The organism is Lacticaseibacillus zeae DSM 20178 = KCTC 3804, from assembly GCF_000260435.1.
GTDB classification, from domain to species: Bacteria; Bacillota; Bacilli; order Lactobacillales; family Lactobacillaceae; genus Lacticaseibacillus; species Lacticaseibacillus zeae.
Genome location: NZ_BACQ01000007.1, coordinates 103,086 through 115,309, shown reverse-complemented (window position 1 = coordinate 115,309; position 12,224 = coordinate 103,086). Strand labels below are relative to the sequence as shown.

Sequence of the window (12,224 nt, the reverse complement as noted above, 5' to 3'; positions counted from 1 at the left end):
CCTGAACCTGTTTGGCTAATTTTTGGGCGGCATGCACCAATTCATCTCGACCGCCATAGTTTAAAGCAAAGTTGAGGATCATTCCGGTATTATTAGCCGTATCCGCCATTGCTTTTTCACTCGCTTGGCGTGTCGGTTCAGGCAAGTCGGTCAATTCACCCATAACTTCAACTTTAACATTTTCCTTAATTAAATCTGGCATGAAGTCATTAAAGAAATCGACTGGCAAACGCATTAAGTAATTGACCTCAGAACCAGGCCGCTTCCAATTTTCGGTCGAAAAAGCATACAAAGTCAAAACCTTAACGCCAAGGCGACTCGCCGCTTTGGTAATGGTTTTAACATTTTGCATGCCCTGCTTATGCCCGGCAACCCGCGGCAAAAACCGCCGCTTCGCCCACCGGCCATTACCGTCCATAATAATCGCAATATGCGCAGGAATACGTGAAAGATCAAGCTTTACTTTAGAACCTTTGGCTGTGGCCAAACTGGCGCCTCCTCACAACGTCCATGGTACCCTCAAGCACCAAATGTCTTAAACGATTGTAGCAGAAAAAAGACAAGAGCGCGAGCCGGCGCGGTTAGAAGCCGGAGTGTAAGTGGCCTCTAGCTCAAATGGCTGGGCTTTGGGCATTTGAGCTAGAGGTCCTTACATGTAGGCTTCTGCGCCGGGGAGCGCGTTTCCGTGCAGTATCGGCGAACAGTGCTTCACTCAATACCGGCAGTTGAAAGTGAAAAGCCTTGAACCATTGCAACCAAGGTCCTTACACGCAGACTTCTGCGCCAGTGAGCGCGTTTCCATGCAGCATCGGCCAATAGTCCACCACTCAACCCCGGTAGTCCAAAGCTTTGCGCCATTGCGATCAAGGTCCTTACAACACAAAAAAACAAAAACCTCAGATTCCCTCTGAGGTTTGCCCACAACCATTAAGCTTCAGTGATCTCAAACTTCGGTAATTTCTTTTTCCTTAGCTGCGGCAATATCATCAATGCGCTTGGTTGCTTCATCCGTGACTTTTTGCATGTCCTTTTCAAGCCGATGCAATTCATCTTCGGTGATATCCCCGTCTTTTTCCTGACGCTTCAGCTTGTCAAGTCCTTCACGACGGATATTACGCACTGCAATTTTGGCATTTTCGGAAAATTTACCGACTTCTTTAGCAATTTCCTTCCGGCGCTCGCCTGTGAGTTGCGGAATCACCAGACGAATCACGTCGCCATCGTTAGCCGGATTAATGCCCAGATCACTGGCATTAATGGCCGTCTCAATGTTTTTCAGCGCAGATTTGTCATAAGGACTGATTTGTAAAACTCGCGCTTCGGGAACAGTGATGGCTGCCATCTGGTTCAGCGGCGTCGGCGCACCATAATATTCCACCGTAATCTGATTAAGTAAACTGGCGTTGGCGCGACCCGCGCGAATATTGCCCAGTTCGCGTTGCAGTGATTCTTCGGTTTTGCCCATATTGGTTTTTGCTTGTTCGATAATTTGATTTGCCATTAGCTTCTCCCTTCGATTGTGGTGCCGATCTTTTGGCCTTCCACAACCCGTTTGATATTACCGGGCTCGTTTAAGTTAAAGACAACTAAGTCGATGTCATTATCCATTGACAACGTGCTGGCCGTTGAGTCCATGACCTTTAGATCCTTATTGATGATGTCCATGTGCGTGAGACTTTCGTACTTCACGGCATGGGTATCTTTATTAGGATCAGCGGAGTAAACCCCATCGACATTGTTCTTCGCCATTAAAATGACATCAGCACCAATTTCGGCAGCACGTAACGCTGCTGTTGTGTCTGTGCTGAAGTACGGGTTGCCGGTACCGCCAGCGAAGATCACCACACGGCCCTTTTCCAAGTGGCGAATAGCCTTGCGTCGAATGTAAGGCTCCGCGATCTGGCGCATCTCGATAGACGTTTGTACCCGAGTCGGGACACCTTGGCTTTCCAGATTATCCTGCAAAGCCAGTGCATTCATGACGGTGGCTAACATGCCCATGTAATCGGCTTGCGCGCGTTCCATGCCCATTTCGGCACCGGTTTCGCCGCGCCAGATATTACCGCCGCCACAAACAATGGCGATTTGCACACCCAGTTCATGCACCTGCTTGATTTGTTCAGCGATCGTTGCAATGACGGGTGGCTTAATCCCAAAACCAGCCTCTCCTGCCAGCGCTTCCCCGCTGATTTTTAAAACGATCCGATTATATTTGACCATGTATCTTATCCCTCCGTTGGTTGCTGGCACTATTTTACCATAGTCGCGGCATTTCTGCGGCAAGAAGCTGCAGACAACCGCCTTGTTTTACCAGCTATTCAACTGGATGGCCGAAAATTCATGACGCCCGCTGACAATCAATTTTTCCTTGCCCAAAACGTGACGCCTTCATTTTGCCATAGAAAAGGGGCCCTGCCTCGTCGACAGTCCCCTTTTGTTGGGTCATTGGTCATTAACCCTTGATTTGGTCCATGACCTCATCAGCAAAGTTTTCTTGTTTCTTTTCAATACCTTCGCCGACTTCATAACGAACGTAACCCTTGACGGTGCCACCCTTATCAGCAACGTACTTGGCAACGGTTTGGTCCGGATCCTTAACAAATTCCTGGTCAACCAATGAAATCTCGCTCAACCACTTGTTAACCCGGCCTTCAACGATACGAGGGACAATCTTTTCTGGCTTGCCTTCGTTCTTGGTCTCTTCAGTGAAAATATCTGTCTGATGCTTCAATTCATCAGCTGGCACCTTGCTGCGGTCCAGATATTCAGGATTGATCGCAGCAACATGCATTGCGACATCTTTGGCAGTGTCGTCATCGGCACCATCCAGAACCGTCAAAGCAGCAATTTGGCCACCGTTATGCAAGTAGGCACCAAAATGTTCATTGTCTGTCTTGGTAACGATCTGGAAACGCCGCAAACTGATCTTTTCGCCAATAACCGCGGTCAAGGCAATAGCACCTTCATCGATTGTCTGACCATCACTCATCTTAGTCGCCTTGGCAGCGTCAAGATCAGCCGGCTTGTTAGCAGCAATCGCCGCTGCTACCTTGTTGACATAGTCCTTAAACTGATCATTCGAAGCCACAAAATCGGTTTCCGAGTTCACTTCAACAATCGCAGCGGTGTTACCGTTAATGGCAATTTCTGCCAAACCTTCAGCTGCAATGTTGCCGCTCTTCTTAGCCGCTTTTGCCAACCCTTTTTCACGCAAGACATCAATTGCCTTATCCATATCGCCGTCAGCTGCGACCAATGCCTTCTTGGCATCCATCATCCCAACCTGGGTGCGGTCACGTAATTCTTTAACTTGTGCAGCAGTAATTTGAGCCATGGATCTGATCCTCCTTGATTGTAAAAAAGCTGCCTGCAGATCTTGCAGTATGCGAAACCCTCAGACAGCTTAATGTTTAATTAATTAGTTAGCGCTTTTGTTGTCGCCTTCAACGGCTTCCACGATATCTTCCATGGAGTCAGCCTTCTTATCGGCAGCTGGTTGCTGATCCTGGTCGTCGCCTTGGTCTTCACCCTGGTTGCCTTCAATGATCGCATCAGCCATCTTGGAAGTAATCAGACGAACGGCACGAATCGCGTCATCGTTAGAAGGAATGATGACATCAATATCGTCAGGATCGGTGTTTGTATCAACCATCGCAACGATCGGAATGTTCAGCTTTTGTGCTTCCTGAACCGCAATCTTTTCCTTGCGTGGGTCAACAATGAACAAGACATCCGGAATCCGCGGCATGTCTTCGATACCGCCAAGGAATTTTTCAAGCTTTTCTTGTTGCTTCTTCAGAAGTGAAACTTCTTTCTTAGGAAGGACATCAAAAGTGCCATCCGTAGCCATCTTCTTGATGTCTTTAAGCCGCTTGATCCGGGTTTGAATCGTGTTCCAGTTGGTCAGCGTACCACCGAGCCAACGGTGATTGACGTAGTATTGACCAGCGCGGGTTGCTTCTTCAGCAATGGCATCTTGTGCCTGCTTCTTTGTTCCAACGAACAAGAAGACACCGCCGTTTTGTGCTTCTTCCTTAACGAAATTATAAGCATCGTCAATCATCTTAACGGTCTTTTGCAGATCGATGATGTAGATGCCGTTTCTTTCCGTAAAGATATACGGCTTCATCTTAGGATTCCAACGACGGGTTTGATGCCCGAAATGTACACCAGCTTCAAGAAGCTGTTTCATGCTTAATACTGCCATGTGTTTGTTCCTCCATTATGGTTTTATTCCTCTTGACAACGTCAGCTCGCAGGTGGACTTCAAAGGAAGCACCCCACTCACGATCAGTCAGTCAATGTGGTTTGTGCATACCGCACTCGATAAAGTATACAGACTTTTCACGACTTTGACAAGCCCTGCCACTTGACATGATGCGTGGTTAAAAATTGCTCTTTTTTGTGGCGACTTTGATGTTTAAAATGCCATTCTGCCGACAGTGCTTCGTGCTTTTCGGGAAATGCTTCCTGGTACAACAACCGAACCGGTCGCCGTGATGCCGTATACTTCGCACCCTTACCGGCATTGTGCGTGGCTAATCGCGCTTCAACATCATCAGTAAAGCCGCCATAGAAGGTTCCATCGGCGCATAAGAGTACATAAAAGTAATAATACTTACTCACCATGCAACAACCTCCTGACGACTGGCGTATAGCTACCATCTGCCTCATGCACAATCAGTGGCGGCATGATTCGCAAGCCATCCGGTCGTCCGGCTTTGATGGCGGCAATCAAAGCCATGTTCGCCTCCCGATCCTCGCGCGGATGAATAAATTGCAACTGCTTAGGCGCCAAACCGGCCGCAGTCAAAGTTGCTAACAATTCTGCCAAGCGTTCAGGGCGGTGAACAAAGTAGGCTTTGCCTTGATACTTTAACAAATCAGCGCTGACTTTTGCCACGGTAGCAAAGTCAGTGGTCAATTCATGCCGCGCCAAAGCAAGGTGATCATTCGGGTTGGTGATACTTTGGTCATTCACTTTAAAATAGGGAGGATTGCATGTCACAACATCAACAGAATCCTTTGCGACCACCTGCGTTGTCTGTGCTAAATCACCCACGTGCACATCAACATTTTTTAAATGATTCAATTCGACACTGCGACGCGCCATATCTGCCAACCGCGGTTGCAACTCAACCATGGTCACCTGGCCATCTGTTTCGCGCGCCAAAAAAAGTCCGACCGCACCATTGCCAGCTGCTAAATCGACTACTCGGCTGTGCCGCTTGATTTGCGCAAAATCGGCCAGTAAAACCGCATCTAATGAAAACGAGAAAACTGCGGCACTTTGTATGATTTTAATGTTGCGACTGGCCAGCACGTCGACCCGTTCACCTGGCAATAATGCCATCTCCAACACCTTTTTCCTCCGAAAGCTGGTTTACAATGGTATAATTTACCACAAAAGTTTAACCATGAAGGAAGAATAAGCCATGTTTTATAGTTTTCTGCGTTATGTCGTAGCCGGTTTACTCTGGCTCATTAATGGACACGTAAAGGCTCAGGATAAGCAACAATTGCCTGACGGGCCATTTGTTCTGGTTGCGCCTCACCGCTCCTGGCTCGACCCGGTTTTCCTCGCACTTGCCGCTTGGCCGCACCATTTTTCATTTATGGCAAAAAGCGAATTATTTAAAAATCCCCTGTTGCGCTGGTTACTTGTTAAAGTTGGGGCTTTCCCGGTTGACCGCGCGCATCCCGGTCCCAGTGCCATCAAGGTTCCGGTTCGTGCTTTAAAGCAGGAAAATAAGGCGCTAATGATTTTTCCTACCGGCTCGCGTTACTCTGCGGATATGAAAGGTGGTGCGATTCTGATTGCCAAGTTGGCAAAAGCACCGATTGTACCGGCTGTCTATCAAGGCCCGGGAACTTTTTGGTCATTGTTTAAACGTAAACCTGCAATAATTCGTTTCGGATCACCGGTTGAGCCTCCAAAAGGCCGGCTGACTGACGAAGCGCTTGCAATGTTTAGCGATCAGTTGCAAGAAAAGTTTGCGGCGTTAGATCACGCGATCAATCCGGATTATAAGTACATTCCTGATAAGAAGAAATACCTGGAAGAAAAAGAACATGGTGACGTTTGAGGTTCGCTTGTCGAACCTTTTTCGTTGGATGGGCTTGTGTTAAATGGCTTCTCGTTTTGTACTCTTGATGCAGAAGACGGTGAACGTTCATACACCATAACGCGATAACGCGCTCTCATGCGCAGAAAGTGAGCTTTTCATGAATCTTTGGAAAAGAATGACCCGCAAGCCGGATTTGGCGGCTGCACTTAAAGCTGATGATTTACTGACACGGAGTTTGACGACACGGGATTTGATTGCATTGGGCATTGGTGCCGTTATCGGTACTGGGATTTTTATTTTGCCTGGTACCGTTGCCGCGACAACTAGCGGCCCGGCAATCACGATTGCGTTCATTTTGGCGGCGGTTGTGTGTTCATTGGCTGCCATGTGTTATGCGGAATTTGCCTCGGCCTTGCCGGTGGCGGGTTCGGCTTATGCGTATGGCAATATTGTTTTCGGTCAGGTTTTTGGTTGGATCATTGGTTGGGCTTTGATTCTTGAATACATGTTGGCGGTTGCCGCGGTTTCGACTAGTTTTTCTGCCTACTTTGCCAGTTTGCTGACCGGTTTTCATATCCATCTGCCCGCAGCGATTGCCGGACCGTTCTCACCTAGCCACGGTACTTATGTCAATCTGATCGCCGTTCTTGTCGTTTTGTTAATCGGCATTATGCTTTCGCGTGGCATGCAGTCTTCGATGGCGATCAATCGACTCATGGTTTTAGTTAAATTGCTTATCATTCTTATTTTTGTGATCGTCGGTTTCTTTTACGTTCAGCCGGCGAATTGGCATCCTTACCTGCCATTTGGTGCCAAAGGTGTTCTCGCCGGGGCCGCCATGGTTTTCTTTGCCTACCTTGGCTTTGACGCAGTGTCGGCCTCAGCTCCTGAAGTAAAGCAGCCTCAACGCACCTTGCCTCGGGGGATTATCGGTACCTTGATCATCGCCACGATCTTATATGTTTTAGTCGCCATTGTCTTGACAGGGATGGTGCCATTTACCAAACTGGACGTAGCTGATCCGGTTGCGTTTGCGCTCGGTGCGGTTCATTTACGCGGTCTCGGTGGTTTCATTTCGGTGGGTGCACTGGCAGGTATGTTCACCATGATGGTCACGATGATTTACAGCTCATCCCGATTGATTTATGCTATTGGCCGTGATGGCTTGCTTCCCCGTTGGTTCGGTCATATTAGCGGACATCTACCGGAAAATGCCCTCTGGACAGTGGTCGCGATTATCGCGATCATGGGCGGGCTGGTGCCGCTAAACCAGCTGGTCAACCTTGTTAACATCGGCACGCTGATTGCATTCGCGTTTGTGTCCATCGGCATCATCCCGTTACGGCGACATAAAGCCATCACTAACGACGGCTTTCACGTCCCTGGTTACCCAGTGACGCCAATCGTGTCGTTTCTCTTTTGCCTGTTGCTCATGACCCAATTAAGTGTTGAAACCTGGCTTATGAGTCTCGCGTGGTTTGCGTTTGGCTTGGTCATTTATTTCAGCTATGGCATCAGACACGGGCACGTTTCCGAAGCAAAAATCAGGTAACAATCAACATCATATTTACTTAAGAGAGGAAAATAATATTGGTCAATAAACAAACAGCAACCTGCCTTGTTGATGGTCAAGTGTATGCCATCAGTGATGGGCTTTTCTTAAGTGATCTGGAAACCAAACTTGTCAATATCATCAAAAATGATTATCCCAAGGCCACTAAGAACAGTTTTATCTGCAATTCGCATTTATTAAATTATCGGCTTGAACGGATGCGACGCCAACAACGCCAAGATGAACGGGCACATGAAAAGATCAACCGCAAAATGTCGCAAGCGTTGGTCAAAGACGATTTCCAACTGACCGATGTTTACGACAAAATGGAGTCGACGATCACAGTCGGCGAACGAATTGCGGATGCCGTTGCCAAGTATGCCGGCTCATGGCCGTTTATCATCATCTTCTCCGGTTTCATGATCGTGTGGATGATTCTCAACACCGTGGGCATCTTTGGTCACAAGTTTGATCCGTTCCCGTTCATTTTATTAAACCTCTTTTTGAGTATGGTAGCAGCGTTGCAAGCGCCATTAATCATGATGAGCCAGAACCGCGCGGCTGAGTATGATCGACTTGAAGCCAAGAATGACTATCATGTTAACCTTAAGTCGGAAGAAGAGATTCGCTTACTTCATTCCAAATTGGATCACATCATTGCCGATGATAACCCGAACTTATTTGAAAGTCAGCGCCTGACAGTTGAGGTTATGGGCGAAATGGTCAACCAGTTGACGGAAACCCGGCAACAGCTTGAACTACTTAAAGCCAGTCAGGATGAAACCGACAAGGCTGTGCACGCGGAAAAATCAAAAAAATAAAACATCCCCTGTTTGGCGTGGCATGTGATGCCCACTCACCAAGCAGCGGATGTTCTTTTTTACACCAAATTTTCGGATAACCATCATTTATCAGTGGATTCAGCTCCACTGTCACCGACTTGCAGATGATACATTTCATAATAGCGACCATGTTTAGCCAATAAGGATTCATGCGTCCCACGTTCGACAATTCGCCCGGCATTCAGCACCAAAATAAGGTTGGCATCCTGAATAGTCGAAAGGCGATGGGCAATGGCGATCGTTGTCCGTCCCTGCCGAATACGCCGCAAGCCCTCCTGAATCACTGACTCGGTCTCCGTGTCGATATTCGCAGTTGCCTCATCCAAAACGAGAATCTTGGGATTCGTCACAACCGTGCGGGCGAATGAAATGAGCTGCCGTTCGCCGCTAGAAAACTCGCTCCCGCCTTCAATAACCTTGGCATGATAACGATCCGGTAATTTGTTGATGAAGCGATCCGCCTGAACGAATTCTGCCGCTTGCTGAACCTGCTGATCCGTAATCTGATCATTGAACAAGCGAATATTGCTACTGATATCCCCATAAAACATGAAGGAATCCTGCAGTACCAAACCTAACTTCTTCCGCAATTCTTCCATCGGGTAATCACGAATGTCGACATCATCAATCAAAATCTGCCCTTTGCCAAACTCGTAAAAGCGCATCATGACATTGATAATCGAACTTTTACCCGATCCGGTATGCCCGACTAATGCCACCGTCTCACCGGGGTTGGCGACAAAACTGATATCATGCAGAATATCGTGCTTACCATCATAAGCAAAACTAACGTGACGGAATTCGATTTTCCCTTGCTGAATCACCGCATGGGCATTAGGGTGCTGTGCAGGCGCGTATTCTTTGCTGTCCAAAATCCGGAAAATTCGGCTGCCGGCAACCACCCCGTCTTGTAGAAACGAGAGATTATCCATCATGTTCACCATCGGATTGAAGAAATTGGCAGTATACGTGGTGAATGCGTATACCAAACCTGCTTCGACGTAACTATGCATGGAAATCAGCCCGAACGTCCACAAAACCGCAATCAATGCGAATGAATATAACAAGTTGATCACAGACGACAGCAGCAAGGAGTTCACTCGAATCATGGCCTTACGAGCATCCAGGTATTCCTGATTAGTTGCCTCAAACTCACGGCTGATCCGATTCTCCTGCCGAAATTGCTGAATAATGCTGATGCCTTCAATCGACTCATTTAGCTGGGTATTCAACTCGGAAAGCTTTTCGCGCATGTGCCGATAAACTTTGGAACTGTATGTGCTGTAATACCAGACGACCACTAGCAAAATAGGTAAGAACGCCGCCACCAACAAGGCAATTTTAGGATTAGCCGCAAACATGACAGCAAAGCTACTGATGACCGAGAACAAACCGACAATGACCGCCAAAATAACGTTCCAGAAATCAGAAAAGGTCATGGTATCATTCGTGACCCGCGAGACAATCGAGCCAGCCGGTGTCTGATCAAAATACCGCATGCCAAGTGTGTGCAGTTTGGCAAACAACTGCCGCCGTGCATCTTCAAGTCCGCGTTCAGCGCCCATGTTGAATAAAAAGGTCTGGAAGAACTGAAAGACGGCTTTGACCAAGGTGCCAAATGCATATAAAACCGCAAACAACAGCAAGATCTTGACGGTTGCACTTTGATTCGCCAAATACCGATCCATAAAAATCTGCAGAATCTTAGGCAGCAAGACGTTCATGCCTGCCAATAACGCCGCAGCAACAATCGCACCGATGAATTGGCGCTTATACGGTCGGGTAAACCCCATGAGCCGACGCATAATTTTAATCTGTTGCCGCACCGGGATACTTTTAGACCATGCACTTTCATAACCCTTACTTGCCACGTACGTCACCTTCTTCCGCAGCTTCCATTTCCTGCTTTGCCCACATTTCGGCATACCAACCATGCTTAGCCAATAATTGTGCATGGGTGCCACGCTCAATGACCTGACCGTTTTCGAGCACAATGATTTCGTCGGCGTGCATCACCGAACTCAAACGGTGAGCGGCAATGATCGTTGTTTTATGGGCGCGATCACGTTTCATGTTGGTCAGAATTTCTTCTTCGGTTTTCGCATCCACTGCTGACAAGGCATCATCCAGGATCAACAATTCAGGCGCATTGATCACTGCCCGGGCGATGGCCAAGCGTTGTTTCTGTCCGCCAGATAAGCTGACGCCTTTTTCGCCGACTAACGTTTCATAACCCGCCGTGAATTTTCTGATATCATCATGCACCGCACTTTCCCTGGCAGCATTTTCCACGTCCTGCTGGCCCTTTTCAAAGGCAGAGAAGCGAATGTTGTCCGTGACCGTGGTTGAAAACAGAAAATTATCCTGCGGGACATAGCCGATCGAATCAAGCAAGGCATCCAGCGAATAATCTTTGATGTTATGACCGCCGAATTCAATGAACCCATCGTAATTATCGAATTCACGCAACAGAAGTTTGAAAATCGTACTCTTGCCGGCGCCGACCTTCCCGACAATCCCGAGCGTGTTGCCTTCCAACAAAGTAAAATGGACCCGACTCAAGGCCACCTGCTGATCGTTGGGATAACTAAACTTGTTGATCTGATACCGGATATTACCATGCGCTGGCGTGGTAATCGCGTCTTTGGCTTCGAGAATTGTCGAGCGTTCCTGAAGCAGTTCGTTGACCCGATCATAGCTGGCATTCCCACGTTCAAGAATGTTAAACAGGCGGCCAATCGCAAACATAGGCCAGACTAACGCCGAAACATAGGTCACAAATGAAACTAACTGGCCAATTGAAATTTGCCCGTGCACCACTTGCCAGCCGCCGTAAATGATCGTAATGACATAAGTAAGCCCCATAATCAGACTAGTCGTCGGATCAAATAATGCATCAATAAAATTAACCCGGCGATTAATCTGCACGGTTCGATCGACAATCCGGTTAAAGTCGGCGGTATCCTCTGCTTCCTGGCCAAATGTCTTGATCACTTTGATGCCGCTAACACTTTCCTGCGTTTTATCATTCAACCGCGAAAATGCCGCCTGCGACTCGGAAAACGCCGCATGCAGTCTGGTGCCTAACTTACGCGCCATCACCGCAAGCAGAGGCATCGGCAAAATCGCCACAATCGTCAGGCGCCAATCAACGACCAAAATCATCGCGATAATGGTCGTGCCTCCGGTAATGAACGAATCAAATAAGGTCAAAATTCCGGCACCAGCCACGTTTTGCACCGCGTTTAAATCATTGGTAGCATGTGCCATCAAATCCCCAGTGCGATGTTTTTGATAAAAAGTCGCGTCCATTTTCATAAAATGCCAAAATAAACGGGTCCGCAACGTGCGCTCCAACTTGGCGGCACCGCCCCAGATTGCATTACGCCACCCATAACGGAAGAGATATTGCGCAATCCCGGAGAACAGCAGCAGCCCCAGCATAAGGGCAAGATAATTGCCTGTCAGCCGTGATTTACTCATCGCGTCAACCAGATCGCCGATGACCTTTGGCGGAATTAAATTAACCAACGCGACTAATAGTAAAAAAGTCACACCTAACAGGTAACGCCGCCACTCCTGTTTGAAATACCACCCTAATTTTCTAAAAATTCCCACAACCATGCTCCTTAAATTGCCAGCCTGATTCGCGCGTTCAGAAACAGGCTTTTTGCTTTATGAAATAAATGACTTATGTTTTCTCATAAGCGCCGTTAGTTATGAATATTCTCTCATGATAGCACAAACATCGTTAGGACGCGA

At 47.8% G+C, this 12,224-nt stretch carries 12 protein-coding genes; 3 read left to right on the top strand and 9 right to left on the bottom strand.

The window, feature by feature from the left end:
* From uppS to GSO_RS01225, 7 genes are all read right to left on the bottom strand, one after another.
* On the bottom strand, window positions 1-487 hold a 487-nt coding region (gene uppS / locus GSO_RS01255), incomplete at its 3' end, for a polyprenyl diphosphate synthase (protein WP_010488082.1).
* 456 nt (window positions 488-943) lie between these two features.
* On the bottom strand, window positions 944-1,501 hold the full coding sequence (gene frr / locus GSO_RS01250; RefSeq protein WP_010488081.1) for a ribosome recycling factor: 558 nt from the start codon (window positions 1,499-1,501) through the stop codon (window positions 944-946).
* Window positions 1,501-2,220 (bottom strand): UMP kinase, encoded by a 720-nt coding sequence (gene pyrH, locus GSO_RS01245; protein ID WP_010488080.1) that lies wholly within the window; start codon window positions 2,218-2,220, stop codon window positions 1,501-1,503. The genes frr and pyrH overlap by 1 nt, the downstream gene beginning before the upstream one ends.
* A gap of 232 nt (window positions 2,221-2,452) precedes the next feature.
* Complete coding sequence (gene tsf / locus GSO_RS01240; protein WP_010488079.1) at window positions 2,453-3,334, bottom strand: translation elongation factor Ts; 882 nt, start codon at window positions 3,332-3,334, stop codon at window positions 2,453-2,455.
* 84 nt (window positions 3,335-3,418) lie between these two features.
* Window positions 3,419-4,207 (bottom strand): 30S ribosomal protein S2, encoded by a 789-nt coding sequence (gene rpsB, locus GSO_RS01235; protein ID WP_010488078.1) that lies wholly within the window; start codon window positions 4,205-4,207, stop codon window positions 3,419-3,421.
* A gap of 137 nt (window positions 4,208-4,344) precedes the next feature.
* Entirely contained in the window at window positions 4,345-4,629 is a 285-nt protein-coding gene (locus tag GSO_RS01230) for a GIY-YIG nuclease family protein (RefSeq protein WP_010488075.1), read from the bottom strand.
* A complete protein-coding gene (locus GSO_RS01225; RefSeq protein ID WP_029345491.1) occupies window positions 4,619-5,353 on the bottom strand; it encodes a tRNA1(Val) (adenine(37)-N6)-methyltransferase in 735 nt (244 codons plus the stop codon). Before GSO_RS01225 ends, GSO_RS01230 begins: the two co-directional genes overlap by 11 nt.
* Window positions 5,354-5,435: 82 nt before the next feature.
* Here GSO_RS01225 and GSO_RS01220 point away from each other — a divergent pair, with 82 nt between their 5' ends.
* The 3 genes from GSO_RS01220 (at window position 5,436) to GSO_RS01210 (ending at window position 8,441) form a co-directional block, all read left to right on the top strand.
* Window positions 5,436-6,086, top strand: coding sequence for a lysophospholipid acyltransferase family protein (locus GSO_RS01220; RefSeq protein WP_010488071.1), 651 nt, complete (start codon window positions 5,436-5,438; stop codon window positions 6,084-6,086).
* A 139-nt stretch (window positions 6,087-6,225) separates the two neighbouring features.
* Window positions 6,226-7,620, top strand: coding sequence for an amino acid permease (locus GSO_RS01215; RefSeq protein ID WP_010488069.1), 1,395 nt, complete (start codon window positions 6,226-6,228; stop codon window positions 7,618-7,620).
* 38 nt (window positions 7,621-7,658) lie between these two features.
* Window positions 7,659-8,441: a DUF1003 domain-containing protein gene (locus GSO_RS01210; RefSeq protein ID WP_010488067.1), complete on the top strand. Its 783-nt coding sequence runs from the start codon at window positions 7,659-7,661 to the stop codon at window positions 8,439-8,441.
* Window positions 8,442-8,524: 83 nt separating this feature from the next.
* Here the strand turns inward: GSO_RS01210 and GSO_RS01205 are convergent, their stop codons facing one another.
* Window positions 8,525-10,333, bottom strand: coding sequence for an ABC transporter ATP-binding protein (locus tag GSO_RS01205; RefSeq protein ID WP_010488065.1), 1,809 nt, complete (start codon window positions 10,331-10,333; stop codon window positions 8,525-8,527).
* Window positions 10,323-12,080 carry an ABC transporter ATP-binding protein gene (locus GSO_RS01200; RefSeq protein ID WP_010488063.1) on the bottom strand — a complete coding sequence of 586 codons (1,758 nt, stop codon included), beginning with the start codon at window positions 12,078-12,080 and terminating at the stop codon, window positions 10,323-10,325. The genes GSO_RS01205 and GSO_RS01200 overlap by 11 nt, the downstream gene beginning before the upstream one ends.
* Window positions 12,081-12,224 lie beyond the last annotated feature (144 nt).